At 49.2% G+C, this 19,657-nt stretch carries 13 protein-coding genes; 7 read left to right on the top strand and 6 right to left on the bottom strand.

What is annotated here, in order from left to right:
• Positions 1-83 precede the first annotated feature (83 nt).
• Positions 84-2,114 carry a M13 family metallopeptidase gene (locus tag ACO0LI_RS11590; RefSeq protein WP_423032821.1) on the top strand — a complete coding sequence of 677 codons (2,031 nt, stop codon included), beginning with the start codon at positions 84-86 and terminating at the stop codon, positions 2,112-2,114.
• Positions 2,115-2,250: 136 nt separating this feature from the next.
• On the opposite strand, the gene ACO0LI_RS11585 is transcribed toward ACO0LI_RS11590, so the two are convergent.
• Positions 2,251-4,374, bottom strand: a complete 2,124-nt coding sequence (locus ACO0LI_RS11585) for a hypothetical protein (RefSeq protein ID WP_423032674.1) — start codon at positions 4,372-4,374, stop codon at positions 2,251-2,253.
• 231 nt (positions 4,375-4,605) lie between these two features.
• Here ACO0LI_RS11585 and ACO0LI_RS11580 point away from each other — a divergent pair, with 231 nt between their 5' ends.
• Positions 4,606-5,301, top strand: coding sequence for a response regulator (locus tag ACO0LI_RS11580; RefSeq protein ID WP_422949757.1), 696 nt, complete (start codon positions 4,606-4,608; stop codon positions 5,299-5,301).
• 62 nt (positions 5,302-5,363) lie between these two features.
• Positions 5,364-7,322 carry an ATP-binding protein gene (locus tag ACO0LI_RS11575; protein WP_423032673.1) on the top strand — a complete coding sequence of 653 codons (1,959 nt, stop codon included), beginning with the start codon at positions 5,364-5,366 and terminating at the stop codon, positions 7,320-7,322.
• Here ACO0LI_RS11575 and ACO0LI_RS11570 read toward each other — a convergent pair.
• Together ACO0LI_RS11570 and ACO0LI_RS11565 are read right to left on the bottom strand one after the other, a co-directional pair.
• A complete protein-coding gene (locus tag ACO0LI_RS11570) occupies positions 7,319-9,319 on the bottom strand; it encodes an ATP-dependent DNA helicase (RefSeq protein WP_423032820.1) in 2,001 nt (666 codons plus the stop codon). The two genes, ACO0LI_RS11575 and ACO0LI_RS11570, sit on opposite strands and share 4 nt — an antisense overlap.
• Before the next feature lie 44 nt (positions 9,320-9,363).
• On the bottom strand, positions 9,364-9,564 hold the full coding sequence (locus tag ACO0LI_RS11565; protein ID WP_162041241.1) for a YdcH family protein: 201 nt from the start codon (positions 9,562-9,564) through the stop codon (positions 9,364-9,366).
• A gap of 84 nt (positions 9,565-9,648) precedes the next feature.
• Between ACO0LI_RS11565 and ACO0LI_RS11560 the strand changes: the two genes are divergently transcribed.
• On the top strand, positions 9,649-10,449 hold the full coding sequence (locus ACO0LI_RS11560; protein ID WP_162041240.1) for a PP2C family protein-serine/threonine phosphatase: 801 nt from the start codon (positions 9,649-9,651) through the stop codon (positions 10,447-10,449).
• 46 nt (positions 10,450-10,495) lie between these two features.
• Here the strand turns inward: ACO0LI_RS11560 and ACO0LI_RS11555 are convergent, their stop codons facing one another.
• The 3 genes from ACO0LI_RS11555 to ACO0LI_RS11545 form a co-directional block, all read right to left on the bottom strand.
• Positions 10,496-11,143 (bottom strand): glutathione S-transferase, encoded by a 648-nt coding sequence (locus ACO0LI_RS11555; RefSeq protein WP_423032672.1) that lies wholly within the window; start codon positions 11,141-11,143, stop codon positions 10,496-10,498.
• A 98-nt stretch (positions 11,144-11,241) separates the two neighbouring features.
• Entirely contained in the window at positions 11,242-13,050 is a 1,809-nt protein-coding gene (locus ACO0LI_RS11550) for a type IV pilus assembly protein FimV (RefSeq protein WP_423032671.1), read from the bottom strand.
• A 518-nt stretch (positions 13,051-13,568) separates the two neighbouring features.
• A complete protein-coding gene (locus ACO0LI_RS11545) occupies positions 13,569-14,327 on the bottom strand; it encodes an RNA methyltransferase (protein WP_423032670.1) in 759 nt (252 codons plus the stop codon).
• A 199-nt stretch (positions 14,328-14,526) separates the two neighbouring features.
• Between ACO0LI_RS11545 and ACO0LI_RS11540 the strand changes: the two genes are divergently transcribed.
• From ACO0LI_RS11540 to mutS, 3 genes are all read left to right on the top strand, one after another.
• Positions 14,527-15,318, top strand: a complete 792-nt coding sequence (locus ACO0LI_RS11540) for an inositol monophosphatase family protein (protein WP_422950012.1) — start codon at positions 14,527-14,529, stop codon at positions 15,316-15,318.
• Positions 15,319-15,407: 89 nt separating this feature from the next.
• Positions 15,408-16,784, top strand: coding sequence for a DEAD/DEAH box helicase (locus ACO0LI_RS11535; protein ID WP_423032669.1), 1,377 nt, complete (start codon positions 15,408-15,410; stop codon positions 16,782-16,784).
• 226 nt (positions 16,785-17,010) lie between these two features.
• A complete protein-coding gene (gene mutS / locus ACO0LI_RS11530; protein ID WP_423032668.1) occupies positions 17,011-19,641 on the top strand; it encodes a DNA mismatch repair protein MutS in 2,631 nt (876 codons plus the stop codon).
• Positions 19,642-19,657 lie beyond the last annotated feature (16 nt).

Below are 19,657 nucleotides of genomic sequence, written 5' to 3'. Positions count from 1 at the left end.
AAAAGGCTGTCTTATTTTTATTCCTACCTTCACTCTCAGGAGACCCCAAAGTGAAAGCACAAGTACTTAGCGCTATCGCGCTGATGATCGCCGGCACAGTTGGCAGTCAGCTCGCAATTGCCGCAGAACCAGCAAAAGCGGCATCGGCGACACCAGTTCTGTTGTCAGGTATAGAATCCATGCATAACGATGCCACAGTGCGTGCCCAGGATGATTTTTTTCGCCATGCAAATGGCCGCTGGTTAAAAAATACCAAAATTCCTTCCGACAAATCTTCTGCGGGTGCCTTCATGGACTTGCGCGAAGCGACCATTCCTCATTTGCACGCTCTCATCGAAAGTTTGTCCAAAACAAAAAATGAGCCCGGAACAGACGCGCAAAAAATTGCGGATATGTATGCCAGTTACATGGATACGGCACACATTGAATCCCTGGGCCTGAAACCGTTGCAAGCTGAATTTGCCAAAGTAGATGGCATAACGGACAAAAAACAGATTTCTGGCCTGATGGCCTGGCTGAACCGTGCCAGCATAGGTGCGCCCTACGATTTCCAGGTTCATCAAGACAACAAGGATTCCACGAAATACGTATTTGACATAGCCCAGGCTGGTTTGGGTTTACCCGACCGCGACTATTACCTCAATAATGACGACGCGAAATTAAAAGATTTCCGCGCCAAGTATCAGAAGCATATAGCAAAGATGCTGACGCTGGCTGGTGACAAAGAGGCAGTAAAACATGCTGCAGATGTACTCGCCCTCGAAACAGAACTGGCAAAAATACAATGGACCGAGGTTGAAAAGCGAGATCCAGTCAAGGCTTACAACAAAATTGAAATAAGCAAACTTGATGCTTTAACACCGGGCTATGACTGGAACGCTTATCTTGCCGAAATGGGCGTCAAAGGCAAGGTCGATTACATCATCGTCAGCCAACCTAGTTACCTGACTGGCCTGAACAAGATTTTACAAGATACGTCCTTGGATACTCTCAAAGTCTATTTCAAATGGCATATCCTGCGTTCTGCAGCAGGGCAGTTGCCAACAAAATTCAGTGATGAAAGTTTTGCGTTTAACTCCACCGTATTGTCTGGTGTTCCAAAACAAGAAGCACGCTGGAAACGTGGCGTGCGACTGGCGGATTCTGCGCTCGGCGAAAGCTTGGGGAAACTTTATGTATCCAGACACTTTCCAGCGGAAAGCAAAGCAAGAATGGAGCAATTGGTCGGCAATTTACTGCTGGCCTATAAACAGAGTATAGATACGCTGGACTGGATGAGCCCGGAAACCAAGAAAGAAGCACAGGCAAAGCTGGCTACCTTCACACCCAAGATTGGCTACCCAAACAAATGGCGCGACTATTCTGGCCTGAACATTACTAAAGGTGATGCAGTCGGCAACTTGCGCAATGCCCGCATGTATGCCGCGCAATTTGAACTGAACAAACTTGGCAAACCTGTCGATCGTGACGAATGGGGTATGACGCCGCAAACCGTCAATGCCTATTACAATCCAGAGCTCAATGAGATCGTCTTCCCGGCAGCAATACTGCAACCGCCATTCTTTAACGCTAAGGCTGACGATGCAGTCAACTATGGTGGCATAGGTGCCGTCATTGGGCATGAAATCAGCCATGGCTTTGATGATCAGGGCGCGCAATATGATGGTCAGGGTAATTTACGCGACTGGTGGACGAAAGAAGATCATGACAAGTTCGCGGCCAAAACTGCTGTCCTGGTCAAGCAGTATGGTGCCTTCAGTCCTATCCCCGGCTACAAGGTCAACGGCGAATTGACTTTGGGTGAAAATATTGCAGACAATTCTGGTCTGGCAATTGCCTACAAAGCCTACAAGCTGTCACTTGGTGGCAAACCAGCACCAGTGATTGGAGGCCTGACTGGCGATCAGCGTTTCTTCATGGGTTTTGCACAAGTGTGGCGAGGGAAAATGCGTGAAGCAACCATGATTGCGCGCTTGAAAACAGATCATCACTCCCCAGGAGAAATCCGCGCAAATGGCAGCCTGCGCAACATGCAGGGTTTCTATGATGCCTACAAACTCAAGGAAGGTGACAAGATGTTCCTGGCACCTGCTGAGCGTGTCAGTATCTGGTAATGACTGCCGTTCTTTAAGTTTACATTAAGTTAAAAAGCCAGCATTGAAAACAGTGCTGGCTTTTTGCATTCAGACTTGATCAGTTTGACTTACTGATTGCCTGCAATTTCACGACTACTTCCCGGCTATTTCCCGGCTATTTGATCCTGACTCTGACGGCACCTTCGGCAAGCAGGAGTGCCTTTTTCGTCGGATCTTCGGTAGAGCTCAGACCCAGATTTTCCAGGGTAATCTCAAATTTTTTCCCGGCTATTGTCGCGTTGATCTCAGGGATGGTGTACACATCAAATGTCTTGCCACCCAGCCCCAATCTTACGGCAGCCATCACAACGGGATCAAAGGCATTCAATATGCCACTGATCATGCTATCCATCCAGCCAGGCAAGCCGTTGAAATGCCAGTTCACGACGATAGCGTCCAGTGACTGGAAGATCAGCCTGACCTTGTTGTCAGACGTGATATCAACCGACGCTGTCACATGCGCAAACCCATCGCCACCTGCACCTGGATTAACAATGCCTATGGCAAAATCTGCATATCCTGAAATATCTATTTTGAGTTTATAGGTATTGCCAGAGCGTGCTGTCACTGTGAAATTCGGGTTCTTGAATTTCAACTCATATCTTGCAGAGATATCAAAAGACCCGAGTATGCCAAAGTTGATGCGCGTACTCCATTTATCGTCAATCGAAAAATCTTTCAAGACACTGGCAGCGGCGGCGTCCAAAGCGTTTGCGTCTACACCACAGAACAGGCGTCCGCGCGGCCATGCTTGTGGAAATGGCGGGTTGACCGAGTCCGGAAGTATGCTGGTTGATGCCAGTATGTATGGTGGCTGGGAAGAAATAACTGGATTGGCAAATGGAATGCCATTCAACTCAAGAGCAGGAATCGCTATATGGTCCAGAATATTTTTATTCAGGTGATTCAACAAGAGTGGCAAGAAGACGTGATTCAAGGATGCTTCCAGCAGCTTTTGCAGATTCTCATCCATCTGATGACCAGGTAGATGCAACACGCCGGCATTCAAATGTATCGTCAGGCCATGCTCTGGATTAGTGTGAATAAGGGCAGAAGCATCCAGCGTAGCGTGTACTTCGGCGGCAATACCCCCTCCGACATTGAGTCTGATCTCATCCACCCGCACTGAAAAACTTGCCGAGTTTGCAGCCGTCAACCAGGCTTTTTTCTCTTCTGGCAAATCTTGCTGATTTTCCAGCTGCTGCTGGTAGAGTCGTGATGGCTGAAGACTGAAAACCGGTACGGTAGCAATATCAAAACCCACGGTCGTGATACCTTCGTTGCCTACGTCTATGGACTCTTTAAACACTTGCGGATAACAACCATGATAAATCGCCTCTGAAACCCTGTTCAATGCAATCTCATCGCTGCCTGCGACAACATTGTAAGTACGCATTGCTGTGCGCCACAGCTCATTGTCCCCACCAGCTGCCCATGGATACGCCAGTAAAGTATTACCCTGATCCCGATACGGGTAATTACCGCTGATGTTTAATTTTAATTCCCAGTTTGTCCATGAGTTAATGGCATTGTAGAGACCTGCAACATTGTCATCTCGCCAGACACAAGCATCGTTCTTGTCAATCTGGCTCACGTCTTTGAGCTCGGTTGACATACCCTGTCCACGAGCTATGCATAAATTTGGTTTTGCCTTATTGATCAAAGCATAGCCTTGCCCGGCTTTCACCATGCGCTTTTCCCATGTTTGTAAATCGTCATCGGTACGGACAGAGACTTCCAGCTCGTTGCGGACAGGATTAAGCGTTATGAGTAAAGGTTTTCCAGAAACCGACTTGGCCTTGGAAATAATCGACACATAATTGGGTGCCCTGAGAGCAAGTCTGACAATGATGCCGTCGATTGCCCTGGATTGCCCACGGCTTCCACAAAACGCTCCATTGGAAAACCAGGCTGTCTCTGTGCCATCCCGCAAATACGCCATATAAAAAATATCGTATTTCGCCAGTTTGTCACCGTTTACTTCGATCGCAAAACCTTCAACAGGCAGTCGCTTGCCACGATTACCAACAAATTCACCGTCGTTCACCCAGCCAGTGTCACCATTTTTGCTGACATGCGCCATGTATCGCAGCCCCAGACCGCTGGCAGGCGGGAAAGTTATTTGAAAACCTTCCAAGGCTTTAATCTTGCCAGTGTCACCGGCAAATTGATCCGGCCCAAAACTTAAATCACCTTTATCTTCCACATGCACGAGCACTGTAAAGTTGGGGGTAGTCATTTCTTTTCCTCTTTCAAAATAAAAAGCCAGCCTTCATCACCTGAATGACCTGACTGTCAGTTCTTCACCGCGTGGCATTTGTTTTCCACATGAATCTGATATTCAGTGATCCGGATTGAATCCTGAACTCAGTTTTTAAAACTGCTTTCAGTGTATTTATGCAAACAAATCTTGTATGTAGAACAAATGTGCTACAGATGCCGATTGCGATTACGTCGTACAATGTCATATATGCAACCAACAAGTCTCAGTCCAGAAACAGGTCCCATTCATGTCGCAATCGTCGAAGACGATCACGATTTTTGTAATGCTCTGAGCCAGGCGGTACAGGAAGCAGAAGACATGCGTCTGGTTGGTATAGCCGACACACGCCTGGCTGGTCTTGTTATGCTGGAGGGGCCACCTGCAGATGTACTATTGGTTGATTTAGGTCTGCCGGATGGCTCTGGTATAGACATCATCAAGGCAGCAAGCACATGCTGGCCGAGTTGCAACATCATGGTCAGCACCAATTTTGGTGATGAAACACATGTCATGCGCTCAATTGAGGCAGGCGCTGCAGGCTATCTGCTGAAAGATAGTTCACCAACAAAAATGGCGGTTGAGATACGTAGCCTTGCTAGTGGTGGTAGTCCTATCAGCCCTATCATTGCAAGGCAGGTTCTGGCCCATTTCAGGCATAACAGCAATGAAAACTCCGGCACGCAAGAGCGAGTGCCTGACTCATCGCAACTACTATCAGCGCGCGAAAAAGAAGTACTGGATTTCATCACCAAAGGTTTTACGGCCAATGAAATTGCCAAACTGATGCAGTTATCCCCTTTTACGATACGTGCCTTTGTACGGAGGATATATAGCAAACTCAAGGTCAAATCCAGGACGGAAGCCATCTATGAAGCAAGGGCACTTGGTTTGTCACTTGACTGAAGTAGATGCGTCCATATCTTGCCGCCCCCAAACCTGTTCTGCGCACTCTGCATCGTCTCTTTATGATGCAAAATAACCGCTATTCTCCGGCGAAGATACTGCTGGCCATTTTGCTGACTTTGTTGATTCTGTTGACTGGTGCGGTAATCTGGCATGTGGCTGCAGACACTGCGCAATCGTCTGCATCAAGCCTGCATCTGACAGAAGCCCAATGGCAGCTCGCAAGTGAACCGGGCATGCCCCCCCCGCCATCCATAGTCAACAGCAACAGTCTGCCAGCCAATTGGCAAACAGTGGCATTGCCGCTGGCACTTCCCGTTGCCTTGTTGCGCCAGGCTAAATCAGGCACAGGCAGTAATGCGGCGTCCTCGATTACCTGGCTCAAGCTTTCGCTTACTGGCTTGCATGAGCAAGCTGCTCCGCTGGCACTGTATGCCAGCCGTATTAAAACCGATGGCAGCATCGCCGTCTATGCAGATGGCCATTTAATACATAGCGCGCAGCAACAAGGCCCATTATGGAATAGTACCCGCACTCCTCTATGGATAATTCTGGGCAAAAATAGCGAGGCCCCACCCCCAAAAGAAATACTTATACGGCTTGAGCATTCGGCAAAAACGCAGATAGCAATGTCTTCTGTATGGATAGGTACTGTTGAATCATTGCGTGGCCGCTACAATGTGCGTCAATGGCTGCAACAAGAATTGCCTGCCATGCTCAGTGCAGCATTTCTTGCTGTGGGCATATTCGCGCTTTTTGTATGGTTAAGGCGCAGGCACGATATCGCTTATCTGCTTTTTTTTAGCCTCGCCGTGACGTCTTTTTTACGTGGCTTACATTTTTACGTGAGTTTTCCCATTGCGAACAACTGGTTTGCCTGGCTCACTGTGAACTCCCTGTTCTGGCTGGTCATTACGGTGCATTTTTATCTGCGCCTGCTGCACGGCAATCCACTGATCTGGCTTAGCCGTATCCTGACTAGTTTGACTGCATTGATAGCAGTATTGACGCTCCCAGTGCTTACCGTGCTGCCAAATACGCCAAAAGTGACTCCCCTGATCTATGTGATTGCGGCAATGATGGGCGCAGCAGTAGCACTAATTGGCGGATTGAACGTCTGGCGCCGCTCGCGGGATGGGCAATTAGTGGCTATCGGTGTAGGAATATGCACTTTATTTGGCGTTACTGACTGGTTATTGCAAAATAATTTTATCAGCCCTGAGGCTTTGTATCTGGGTTCATATGCCAATGCCGTTGCCTGCACTATCTTTGGTATTGTGATGTACCGACGCTATCTGAATGCGATCGTACAGGTGGAATTATTGAATGCCAGTCTGGCGCAACGTTTGCAAGTTCGTGAAGCCGAGCTGGAATTAAGTTATCAGCGTTTGCGCGAGATTGAATTACAGCAGCAAATCAGTGACGAGCGGCAGCGCCTGATGCAGGACATGCATGATGGGCTGGGATCATCGCTGATCAGCGCGATAAGATCAGTAGACCGGCACGACATCAGCAATAGCAAGGTCTCGCAAATCCTGAAAGATTGCCTGGATGATCTCAAGTTGACGATAGATTCATTGGAACCAGTCGCTGCAGACTTGCTGTTACTGCTGGCAACACTACGCTTTCGCCTGGAACCGCGCCTGGAGGGCACAGGCATCGTACTGCTGTGGGAAGTCCAGGAGTTACCTACTCTGCCCTGGCTGGATCCATCGAGTGCCTTGCATATACTGCGCATTGTCCAGGAAAGCATCGCAAATATACTGCGTCATTCACACGCCAGCGAAGTTAGGCTGGCCACTGCAGTGGCAGACGGAGGTGCAGTAGATGGTGTGGAAGTTACGGTCACAGACAATGGCCGGGGCTTTGATGTTGCCAAAGCGCTTAATACCGTTGCTGGTCGCGGCTTGCACAATCAACAGCGGCGCGCCAGGGCGCTGAATGGCACGGTCAGTTGGGATTCAAACCCTGCCGGTACGCGCTTCACACTCTGGTTGCCACTACAACGTATACTGACTTAAGCAGTTTCAGGTGGTGTTTTTATTTTTTTGAAAAATGCCTGCACATCTGCCAGTTCTCTGGTGCGTGCGAAACTCGGCAGGCTTTGCCAGATGCGCTTGCCATAAGGCTTTGAAATAAGCCTTGGGTCGCAGATCATCAAAACTCCTTTGTCGCCCTCATCACGGATCAGGCGACCGGCACCCTGCTTCAAATTGATAATCGCTTCCGGCAATTGGTGATGAACAAAACCGTTCAAACCTTTTTTCTCCATCGCGGCTATGCGTGCAGACAATACCGGGTCATCGGGTGGAGCAAAAGGCAGCTTATCGATAATCACCAGGGACAAGGCATCGCCACGTACATCTACGCCCTCCCAAAAACTTTGACTACCTATCAGCACGCCATTGCCTGCTGCCCTGAAACGGTCGAGTAATTCAGTCCTGCCAGCATCGCCATGCACGAACAAAGGGAAGTCCAGGCCACGCTTTTGAAATTCCTCGCGCAAACGTTCTGCACTGTGTTTCACTGCTTTCAGGGTCGTACATAACAGGAAGGTCTTGCCACCAGCTGCTTCTATGACCGGCAATGCGGCATCAATGACCGCATCCATGTAGCCAAAGGAATTTGGCTGTGGCATGCCGTTCGGCACATACAAATAACCCTGCTCCTGATAATTAAAAGGACTTGGCCAGGTGCGCGCCGGCTGATCCCACAAACCCATTTGCGACACATAATGGCTGAAGTCATTCTTGACGGCCATGGTAGCGGATGTAAATATCCAGGCACGGGGCACGCCTTCGCGCTGCTTGTTAAAAATCGGGGCGATTGACAAAGGAGTGCGATGCAATTGCAAAGAAGTAGAGAACGCTTCTACCCACAATACATAGTCGCCGGACTTACCATCATCTGCGGCATTCCATTTTTCATATTGCTCAGCCAGAGTGATGGCACGCGCCCGGCACTGCTCCAGGGTCTCGGCACGTTCGGCCTGTTTCTCCAGCACGGCTATCATGGCATCCATACTGGATTTCAAAGTTTCCAGGGCTTCAAAGAAAGGGCTGGATGGCGCAATCTGGTCTATGGAATAGCGCACGATATCTTGCGGGAAGGCCAGGCGTAAATCGCGTGCGGCCCTCTCAACAGGTGCGACCAGCTTGGACCACTCCGCTCCATCCCGTGCATGCGACAAACCTTCTGCCTGCACATCGCGGCAAAGCTCCAGCACTTGCGAGGTTGAAACGGTATCGCCAAAAAACAGGGTTGCGGTTTCCGGTAATTGATGTGCCTCATCGAAGATGACTGTATTGGCAGAGGGTAATAGCTCTGCAATACCGGTATCTTTCAAGGCCACATCGGCAAAGAAGAGATGATGATTCACCACGACCACATCTGCCTGCTGTGCCTCTTTGCGCGCCTTCATGACAAAACAGTCCTGATAATACTGGCATTCCGATCCCATGCAGGTATCTTTGGTTGAGGTAACCAGACTCCAGACCGAGGCATTTTCCGGTACCCGTGCCAGTTCAGCCTTGTCCCCCGTCATTGTGGTTTTAATGAAACGGCTTATGTCACGCAGATAACCAACATCTTCACGCGAGCTCAGACGGCCATTTTGTATGGTTCTCTCAAGATGGTAATGACATAGATAGTTTGCCCTGCCCTTCAACAAGGCAACCGATACTGGCGCCTTCAACACTTTGCGTATCGTCGGAATATCGCGCGAAAATAACTGATCCTGAAGGTTTTTTGTCCCCGTAGAGACAATAACCTTGCCCCCCCACAATAATGCCGGCGTCAGGTAGGCATAAGTCTTCCCGGTTCCAGTCCCAGCCTCTGCCAACAAGGTTTTTTGTCCTGCAATGGCATCAGCGATGGCTTTTGCCATCTCTGTCTGTGCCTGGCGCGGACGATAACCACTGATGGACGCACTTAATGGTCCGGTCAAGCCAAAAATATGTTCTACTTCTGTATCATGAATGCCGTTCGCATTCGGTGTGGCAAGTGGTTCAGTCAAAATGAGGCAATCAGAAACTAACTATAAAGCTAAGGAAAAGTGGATAATCATGCAGGGACATCAGGTGTCAATTGCATTCTTAGTAATGTAATATGATCTTTTAGCTGCAATTTGCGTTTTTTAAGACGCCGCAGCTGTAATTCATCATGAGAAGGATCTTTAATCAGGGTCTCGATTACCACATCCAGGTCTCTATGTTCAACCTCGAGCTCGATAATGCGTTGTTGTATTTGTTCAGGGTGGCTCATAGTCTTCTGGTTGCAGTAAAATAAAGTTTAATTAAGGAAAGACCATTTTTGGGTTTATCCCGTTAGTTTAATCTACCAAGACGTATGAGCCAATATAAGATCGAAGCTGGAACCGGACAACATATCGGCGACAGGCAGGAACAACAAGACCGCACTGCACTTTTTGCGGCACCACATGCGCCAGGTTATGTCATGGCCGTGGTGGCCGATGGCATGGGCGGCAAAAGCGGTGGCGCACTTGCCGCTGAGCAAGTCGTGCGCACGGCAAAACAATTATTTGATGAATTTTACCCAGGGAATGATGTACGCAGTCTTTTAGAAAATATCGTCAATGAAGCACACACCGTCATCAAACTGTCTGGAGTTTCATCAGAAAAAGAACCACATAGTACAGTAGTCGCACTGGTAATTACTCCGCAGCAAGAAGCTATCTGGGCTTATGTCGGCGATTCCCGCCTGTATCGGTTCGACGGTCCGAATTATGCCGAAAAAACCAAAGATCACTCTTACGTAGAAAAATTGGTGGATGAAGGAAAGATTACCGCTGAAGAAGCCAAGACCCACAGACTATCGAACATCCTAGTAAATGTACTTGGCTCAAGCACTGCGGCCCCCTATATCACCTTTGGTGAGCATACGCCTTTGAAAGCGCATGACAGCTTCTTATTGTGCTCAGATGGCCTCTGGCATTATTTTGAAGACCATGAGCTATCAGCAGCTGTTGCGGCCAATAGCCCTCGTCAGGCTTCAGAGTTCCTGATTAGAAAAGCCAGGGACAGAGCGAGTGGTCGCGGTGACAATTGCACCTTCGCAATTGTCAAACTAGTAGAGCCGCCCGCACAAGCCAAAACATATACAGTACAAAAAATGCGCAGAGCAGTCTGAATTTGCGCTGATGGCGCTACAAATCAGCTTTGTAGCGCCATCAAATTCATTTACCCTTGTTTGCCATCAACTCCTGATTTGCCTTGCGATCTGCATTGACCTTCTGCATGTGGGGCCGCTCTGAAATAAACTTCACATAGTCGCGCGTAGGCAACTCCGCCAGAAAATCCCTGCCATAAATAATCTTGGTCGCCATGGATATCAGTGGAAAATGTACAACGGCAGCGCAATCTGCCAATGTAAATTCCTTACCACCGACAAATGGGTCAAACTTTGCGAGCTTTGCAAATGCAGGGATGTTGCGGCTCAGTTGCTTTTCTACTTTTGCCTTGACCTCGTCAGTGATCTTGCCTCCAAAAAAGGCTTCGGCATAAAGCTCGCGTGCGGGCAACTCCATGTGCAGCTCAATAAAGGTAATCAATTCGCGTAATTTAGCGGCTGCGAATGAGTCTGCTGGCATCAGGGGATGATCAGGGAAGCGATTTTCCAGGTATTCAACAATCACTTGAGACTCACACAGCGAGCCGTGTTCAGTTTCTATATAGGGAATTTTCCCCAGAGGTGAATGCTGCAATAATTCAGGTGCTTTTCCGGTCCAGACTAATTGCTCCTCAAAGGGAATAGCTTTCTCCAAAAGCGCCAACTTGACTTTATTGTAGTAATTACTGACTGCAAAACCGCAAAGCTTGATCATATATCTCCATTCTTTATTTTTATTTGCATAACAAAAATTTGCAGTCAGGCTAGTAGAAACTGGCCTGCTGCATTCGGGCTTACCCGGATCACTAGGTGTTATTTTTCTTTCGGAAAATCGATCATCTCAAAATCAATGACATTCGACTCTGGTTCCGCTTGCTGTTCCTGACTGGAAGGCTCATCCGGTGGCAAACCTGGCACATTTGCCCAAGCGCGATTTCTTTCAGGCGCACCAAAAGAATTCGACTTCTCAAGCTCATTTGCAACCGAGATCAATAACAGGATATCGCGATAAACTGGCAATTCAAAACCCATGCGCTTACCATCCCTGTCATCAACCAGAAGACTTTCAAGGAAAGGCAAAATATCATTTGAGCTCCACATATTGCAGATGCGATTCATCAAGTGCTCAAAGTCATCAAGGTGTCTGCTAGGCAAGGTCGCCGGATCGACTTCAAATTCAGGGACATTTGCATTAAAAAATACAATGAACCTGTCTCTGAGCGTGTCGTATTTTTCTTTATTCGCAGTGACCCGGTATAAATCGATCAGGTATAGCCAAGGCACTGGCGACTCAGGGTGATCAACGTCAGCAAGGGGTTCAAGAATTTCAATCGCCCTTTGCGGGTCGTTGACAGAAATCCAGAATTCAGCTTCCTGAGTCACATCAGAAATTTCTTCTACCTTGACCGACTGACCTTTGGTGGAAAAGAAATTAAAGGTACTGCTATTACTGTCCTCCAGCGTCGGGACATAGGCTTTACTGAATATGGACGGCGTGTCGAGTTTGCCAAGACTGCTATCTGCCGCAACTTTTCTGGATGGTTTTGTCACCGGGCGACTGGAGCCAGGCTCGTCATCATCATGAACCTGATACAGTGAACTGGTTGTGGTAGGCCCATAAGAAGCCTGTATGCTGTCGACGATTTCTTCTATATTCTTTTTAGATTCAGGCTCAGAAGCAGGTTCTTTTTGCTGCCACCAGCTCTCATGCAATCTCTTACGCATGCGACTGACGTAGAGCAGGAGCAAAGCAATGATGGCGAGGCCTGCAGCGATGAATACACTCAGGCCCATCACCCAGTTGCGTGAAAAACTGGTTTCGTGAGCCTCTTCGAGCGCCGCCTTATCCAGCTGACTCTGACGCTTGAGTTGTTGTGCTTCTTGTTGCAGGCTCAGAATTTTTTGTTGTTCATTCTTGAGCTTGTCAGCAGCAAGCTGCCCTGGTTTTTCATCCCGTAACATGGCAGCAAGCTGTGCCTGCGCTGCGCGCAACTCTTCAATATTGGACTGCGGTGTGCCGATAGACAAACTGTCACTGAGACGCAAACCTTGCGTTTGTTCCAGCACTGGCAAGTCATCCGATAGTCTCAGCGTATCTCTGGGCTTGCTGATTGGTTTGTCAGTCGATTTGGCTGGCTTTTTTTTTGTTGCAGGTGCATTACCGGGTATAGCAACAATTTCTGTCAACTCACTGGCGGGCTTCTCTTGCTTCTCTTTCCTGATGCGCGGCCTGATTTTTACCTGAGGCGTTTGATCGCCTGTCGCGACGTCTTTGCCTGCGATATCTTTACCAATTAAAGCTGGTGCAGGACTTGCTTTCCCTCTGGCAGAGCTAGCAGTTGGTGCTGTCAAAGCCGGCGCAGACAGAGGTGGGTCTAGCAGGATCAGAAATTCTCTATGCAACTGAATTTCGCAACCCATGTTCACCAATATCTTGACTGCGGGCTCGGCGATGGTGCTTCTGGTGACCAGAGTCAGGAAACGTGCTCCCCCCCCCTTTTGCACCAAAGTGACATTCACTGGGGCGATGGCGTAGCCATCTGGACTTTCGACTTTTGCCTTGAAGCAGGACTGATCGATTTCTGCCGCATCATTTCCCGTCAACTCCAACTGAGCCCGCAATTGCTGCCCCAGTGCTGACTGTACAGTCAGATTGCTAAACCCCAGTGCATACGCATTCCCTGTTGCGCCGGATGCCAGGGCACCAAGGCAAAGCAGGTGTAGCGTTGATCGGCGAAATGGAACAAAAATAATAATGACCTCAGAATGAAAGTAATTACTTCAGAAAATCAATTGTTATTCCTGAATGTATATTAACTGCAATCTTACTGGCTTTATAACAATCCTTGAAGTCGTTACCAAATGTAAAACGCAAACAAAGGTAACAATGTTTGTTGATTTCAACATATTTATCAATTGCAACAACAGTACCTAATGCTATTTCCCTCAGCATACATCAAACTCTTAATGTATTTTCGATACATTTGAAAGAAAACTACGTATTAAAATAATAGCAAATGCAGGGTATAGTCATTTAGTACAATTTGCTAAAAAGACACAAAGTTCAAATCATTTATGCCTTATTCGCGCTTTACTGATGTCTTATTAAAGCAGAAATTCTATTATTTTTCAGGCACTGCCTATTTTTTACTGATATCCAGTATTTTATTTGCAATGCCACGCAAGATATTCACCTCTTCCACCTCCAATTGCGTACGCGACAGCATGCGCTTCAGACGGGGCATCAATTTCTTGGGTTTATCCGGATTCAAAAATTCTATGGCGACAAGTGCTTGCTCCAGATGGGTGTACATTCCATCTATTTCATTCACGGTTGCCAACTGCCCTTGAAAGCCGACATTCCCGGTATCTGGCGCACCAGTATCAGCAGCCATGCGACATTCATAAGATAAGAGTTGTATCGCTTGCGCCAGGTTCAATGAAGAATAAGCGGGATTGGCGGGAATATTGATGAGGGCATGGCAATTCATGACGATCTCGTTAGGCAGGCCAAATCGTTCATTGCCAAAAATCAGTCCCATTTTGGCATGCTGACTTTGCACCATGGTTTCAGCAAATACTCTGGGTGTGAGAATGGGCGGTGAAAATTCGCGCAATCTGGCGCTGACGGCGGCCACGTATTCGCATCCTTCCAAGGCTTCATCAATGTGATCTACGATACGGGCATTGTCGAGGATGTCTTGCGCACCGCTGGCAAGGGCGATCGCTTCCGGGTTTTGCAGGGCGTCAGCAAAGCGCGGCTTGACCAGCACTAACTCACTAAAACCCATGGTTTTAATAGCCCTGGCGGCTGAACCTATATTGCCGGGATGACTGGTTTCAACCAGAACGAAACGCAGGCGCTGAAAAAGAGATGTGTCAGTTTTGGGCAAGTTCATTTAAAATAGCGGTATCCCGCGTTAATTTTTTATTCGGTTGTGCGTCTTGTTGTACGTCTTATTTATCAGACGGATGGCAGTCGGACAAGAATTACGCACGCTCTTTATCATTTTTGTCTAGCATCTTAATGACGTCCTTACTCTTTTTGAGGGATAGTCGTTTGCATGCTGCCATTTTATCGGAAACCTTATGCACCCAATGCTGAATACGGCAGTTAAAGCCGCTCGTCGTGGCGCGACGATTATCAATCGCGCATCTTTTGACCTTGACCGTGTCCAGGTCACAGAGAAACAATTCAATGATTTCGTGACTGAAGTCGATCATGCTGCCGAAGCTGCCATCATCGAAGTATTGACTTCTGCCTACCCTGACCATGCCATTCTGGCTGAAGAATCGGGTGCCTCCGCTAATTTGCATGACGAAAATGATAATGTCTGGATCATTGATCCGCTCGATGGCACGACTAACTTCATCCACGGCTTCCCGCAATATTGTGTCTCCATCGCCCTGCAACAACGCGGTGTGATCACACAAGCCGTCATTTATGACCCTACCCGTAATGAAATGTTCACAGCCAGCAAAGGCGCTGGCGCGTTTCTGAACGACAAACGTATCCGCGTTACCCGCTGCGACAAACTGGCTGATGCATTGATAGGCACAGGCTTCCCGTCCCGCGACCTGTCTGGTCTGGATGAATACCTGGCCATGTTCAAAGTCATGACCACTAAATGCCAGGGTCTGAGAAGACCCGGTTCTGCCGCGCTTGACCTGGCTTATGTCGCTACTGGCCGTCTTGATGGCTTCTTTGAAAAAGGCCTGGCACCTTGGGACATCGCTGCCGGCTCACTTGTTATTACTGAAGCTGGCGGCATCGTCGGCAACTTCTCTGGTGATTCCGATTATCTGCATAAAGGTGATGTATTAGCAGGCACACCTAAAGTTTTTGCCCAGATGGTCAATGCATTGCAACCGTTTTCCGCTAAAAAGTAAATTCTCACGTCCCGGTTATTTGACCGGGACGCCCCTCTCTCCGGACTGGTGAAAATCAGTCTGGTCATAAAGAAACACAGTAAAACCACATGGCATCATTCAACGAACTCGGCTTATCCGAGAACATTGTCCGCGCAGTCAGCGAACAAGGCTATACCTCTCCAACGCCTATACAACAGCAAGCAATTCCTGCTGTCATCAAAGGTGGCGACTTGCTGGCTGGTGCGCAAACCGGCACTGGCAAAACAGCTGGCTTTACCCTGCCTATCTTGCAGCGTCTATCGACTTCAGCCAATGCGCCAAAAGACAAAACCAGCCGACGCCCTATCCGCGCCCTGGTACTGACACCAACCCGCGAACTGGCAGCTCAGGTAGAAGAAAGCGTCAATACTTACGGTAAATATGTACCTCTAAATTCTGGCGTGATTTTTGGTGGCGTTGGCATTAACCCGCAAATCAAATTATTGAAGCAAGGTGTCGATATATTGGTGGCAACACCAGGCCGCCTGCTTGACCATCACCAGCAAGGCACGATAGACCTGCGCAATATCGAAATCCTGGTATTGGATGAAGCCGACCGCATGCTGGACATGGGCTTTATCCATGACATCAAAAAGGTATTGGCGATTTTGCCTGCCAAGCGTCAGAATTTGCTGTTCTCTGCCACCTTCTCCGACGACATCAAGGCACTGGCAGACCGCCTGCTGGATAACCCAGCGATGATAGAAGTCGCACGCCGCAACTCTACCGTTGAAGTCATCGCACAAAAAGTGCACCCGGTTGATCGCGATAAAAAACACCCGATGCTGGCCCACCTGATCAAGACCCATCAATGGTCACAAGTGCTGGTGTTCACCCGCACCAAACACGGCGCCAACAAGCTGGTAGAGCAACTGGGCAAAGACGGCATTGCCGCCATGGCTATCCACGGCAACAAAAGCCAGTCTGCGCGCACTAAGGCCTTGGCAGAATTCAAGGATGGCAGCCTGACCGTGCTGGTAGCGACCGACATCGCAGCACGTGGCATCGACATCGACCAGTTGCCTCACGTCGTCAATTACGATTTGCCGAATGTGCCAGAAGATTATGTGCATCGCATAGGCCGCACTGGCCGTGCTGGTGCCACCGGCGAAGCAGTTTCCTTGGTTTGCGTTGATGAATTCAAATTGCTTGCAGACATAGAAAAACTCATCAAGCGTCAGATACCGCAAGAAATCATCGACGGCTTCATCCCCGACCCACATGCCAAGGCCGAACCTATACAGTTGCGCAGCTTTGATCATCGTGGCGGTGGCGGTGGCGGTGGTGGCAGAGGTCAACGTCCTGCAGGTAATGGCCGCGGACAGCCAGCACGCACACCGGGCAAGGCAGCGGCACCACAGGCAGCCAAACCTCGTCCAGCAGGCCCAAGACCGGCAGTGAAGCAGTCAGCTCCACGCAGGTCTGGCAGCCGTGGTAACGGTTAATATCCTGATCAAGCCGGATTAAAAAGCACAAGGGGCCAATTTGGCCCTTTGTGCTTTATCCGACGCCATTTTTTCTTATAGGCGTCGAAAGCAATAAAGCCAGACAACCATAGACCAGGGCAATCGTCTATGATATGGTGCGCACCAAATTTGAATTGACCGGCAAGAAATCACCAGCCAGCAGCAAACAAAATCAAGAAAATAAAACGAATAAAATCAACGTGTTATGACCGCAAAAGAAAATCAACATACTCCCATGATGCAGCAATATCTGCGCATCAAAGCAGACTATCCAGAAACTCTGGTGTTCTATCGCATGGGCGATTTTTATGAACTGTTTTTTGGCGATGCCGAAAAAGTTTCGCGTTTGCTGGGCATTACCCTGACCCAGCGTGGTAGCTCTGGTGGCGAACCGATCAAGATGGCGGGAGTGCCCTTCCATTCCCTGGAGCCTTATCTGTCCAAGCTGGTTAAGATAGGTGAATCAGCGGCAATCTGCGAACAGATCGGTGATCCGGCGACCAGCAAGGGGCCCGTAGAGCGCAAAGTCATGCGCGTGATCACCCCGGGTACGCTGACTGACACTGATTTGTTGCCTGAGAAATCTGACCGCCCATTGCTGTCGCTGTGCATGCTGCAGCAAAGAAAAACCGTCAGCATAGGCCTGGCCTGGCTGTCACTGGCCAGCGGCGCCCTGAAGTTGATGGAAGTATCGACGGATGAAAAATCCTTGCCACAACGTCTGCAACAGGAACTTGAACGTATCAGCCCTGCTGAAGTATTGCTGTCTGCCGGTACGCTTTTGCTGGATGAGCATTATGCTCAACTCCCGGGCAAATTCTCTGAATTACCCGACTGGCACTTTGATGTCAAGCAGGGGCAAAAAGCCTTGCAGGACCAACTGAGCACCGCCTCATTGACTGGCTTTGGGGTGGAAAACCTGAGTGCGGCACTAGGCGCCGCTGGTGCATTGTTGCGCTATGCGGAAAGCACGCAAGGCCGTGGCCTGAAGCATGTCAATACCCTTAATGTCGAGAGCGAACATGAATTCATAGGACTGGATACTGCGACGCGCCGCAATCTGGAATTGACAGAGACCCTGCGCGGTCAAGAATCACCTACGCTGTTTTCTTTGCTTGATCATTGCCGCACTGCCATGGGCTCACGCCTACTGCGTCACTGGTTGCACCATGCACGCCGCGATCAGGCAGTCGCCAGGGCACGTCATGACGCGATCAAGGCGCTGATACAGGCAGACTCCACCGATGGCCTGGCGACCACTTTAAAAGCCATCCCTGACATAGAACGCATCACTACGCGTATTGCCCTGCAGTCGGCGCGGCCACGTGATTTATCCGCGCTGCGTGATGGCATGCAAAACCTGCCGGGCTTGCGCAATTATGTCAGCCTGTGTATTGCCGATAACCAAACCAGCCTGCTGACCAAGGTCTTGTCTGACCTGGACACGCCAACAGAATGCCTGGATCTGCTGGAGCGTGGCTTGATGCTGCAACCAGCTACCATGGTACGTGACGGGGGTGTGATCGCGACTGGCTTTGATGCAGAGCTCGATGAATTGCGCGCACTGTCTGAGAATGCCGGGCAATTCCTGATAGATCTGGAAGTATCAGAACGTGAACGTACCGGCATTGCCAATCTGCGCGTCGAATATAACCGTGTGCACGGTTTTTATATTGAAGTCACGAATGGGCAAAGCGATAAAGTGCCGGACAATTATCGCCGTCGCCAGACTCTCAAAAATGCTGAGCGCTATATCACGCCGGAACTGAAGGCTTTTGAAGACAAGGCCTTGTCAGCACAGGAACGTGCACTGGTGCGCGAAAAAATGCTGTATGAACGTCTGCTGCAAGACTTGCTGCCACAAGTACCACTGCTGCAAAGAGTGGCGAATGCAATTGCCCAACTAGATACGCTGGTCAGTCTGGCTGAACATGCGACCAAAAATAACTGGTGCGCACCACAATTGGTGGATGAACCTACCCTGCATATCGTCCAGGGTCGCCATCCTGTGGTTGAAAACCAGATAGAACGCTTTATCGCCAATGATTGTGATTTTTCTGCCGAGCGCAAATTATTGCTGATCACTGGCCCCAACATGGGTGGTAAATCGACCTTCATGCGCCAGGTAGCCCTGATCACGCTGCTCGCTTATGTAGGCAGTTATGTACCAGCCTCTGAAGTGACGATAGGCCCGATAGACCGTATTTTCACACGCATAGGCGCGGCGGATGACCTGGCCGGTGGCCGTTCTACCTTCATGGTGGAAATGACAGAATCAGCAGCCATCCTGAACGGGGCAACTGACCATTCACTGGTATTGATGGATGAAGTGGGTCGCGGCACATCAACCTTTGACGGCCTTGCCCTGGCATGGGCAATTGCCAAGCATCTCATACAGGTATCCAAGAGCTACACGCTGTTCGCCACGCATTATTTTGAACTGACGCAATTACCTGAAGTGCACCCGTCGGCAGAAAATGTGCATTTATCGGCGGTTGAACATAAGGAAAACATTGTCTTCCTGCATGCAGTACAAGCTGGCCCTGCCTCTCAAAGCTATGGTTTGCAGGTGGCGCAACTGGCAGGCATACCTCAGCCAGTTATCCGCTCTGCACGCAAGCATCTGGCAGATCTGGAAGCACAATCACTGCAATCTACGCCACAGTTTGATTTATTCTCTTCAGCAGTTTCTGCTCCAGAAGCCGAAGTCGTGGAACAGGCTCCAGTCAATACTGAATTGATGGATACGCTTGATACCATGGATCCGGATAGCATGACGCCAAGAGAAGCATTGGCAGCCTTGTATGAATTAAAAAACCTGGCAAAACAGGCCTGATTTAAACAAGTCACTT

Source organism: Undibacterium sp. Tian12W (assembly GCF_049339405.1).
GTDB lineage: Bacteria > Pseudomonadota > Gammaproteobacteria > Burkholderiales > Burkholderiaceae_D > Undibacterium.
The sequence above is the reverse complement of the archived record's forward strand: the minus strand, read 5'-3'. Positions and strand labels throughout refer to the sequence as shown.

Coding starts and splice junctions, on each gene's coding strand:
- ACO0LI_RS11590 (WP_423032821.1), top strand. CDS start 84: ATGATCGCCGGCACAGTTGGCAGTCAGCTCGCAATTGCCGCAGAACCA.
- ACO0LI_RS11585 (WP_423032674.1), bottom strand. CDS start 4,374: ATGACTACCCCCAACTTTACAGTGCTCGTGCATGTGGAAGATAAAGGT.
- ACO0LI_RS11580 (WP_422949757.1), top strand. CDS start 4,606: ATGCAACCAACAAGTCTCAGTCCAGAAACAGGTCCCATTCATGTCGCA.
- ACO0LI_RS11575 (WP_423032673.1), top strand. CDS start 5,364: ATGATGCAAAATAACCGCTATTCTCCGGCGAAGATACTGCTGGCCATT.
- ACO0LI_RS11565 (WP_162041241.1), bottom strand. CDS start 9,564: ATGAGCCACCCTGAACAAATACAACAACGCATTATCGAGCTCGAGGTT.
- ACO0LI_RS11560 (WP_162041240.1), top strand. CDS start 9,649: ATGAGCCAATATAAGATCGAAGCTGGAACCGGACAACATATCGGCGAC.
- ACO0LI_RS11555 (WP_423032672.1), bottom strand. CDS start 11,143: ATGATCAAGCTTTGCGGTTTTGCAGTCAGTAATTACTACAATAAAGTC.
- ACO0LI_RS11545 (WP_423032670.1), bottom strand. CDS start 14,327: ATGAACTTGCCCAAAACTGACACATCTCTTTTTCAGCGCCTGCGTTTC.
- ACO0LI_RS11540 (WP_422950012.1), top strand. CDS start 14,527: ATGCTGAATACGGCAGTTAAAGCCGCTCGTCGTGGCGCGACGATTATC.
- ACO0LI_RS11535 (WP_423032669.1), top strand. CDS start 15,408: ATGGCATCATTCAACGAACTCGGCTTATCCGAGAACATTGTCCGCGCA.
- mutS (WP_423032668.1), top strand. CDS start 17,011: ATGACCGCAAAAGAAAATCAACATACTCCCATGATGCAGCAATATCTG.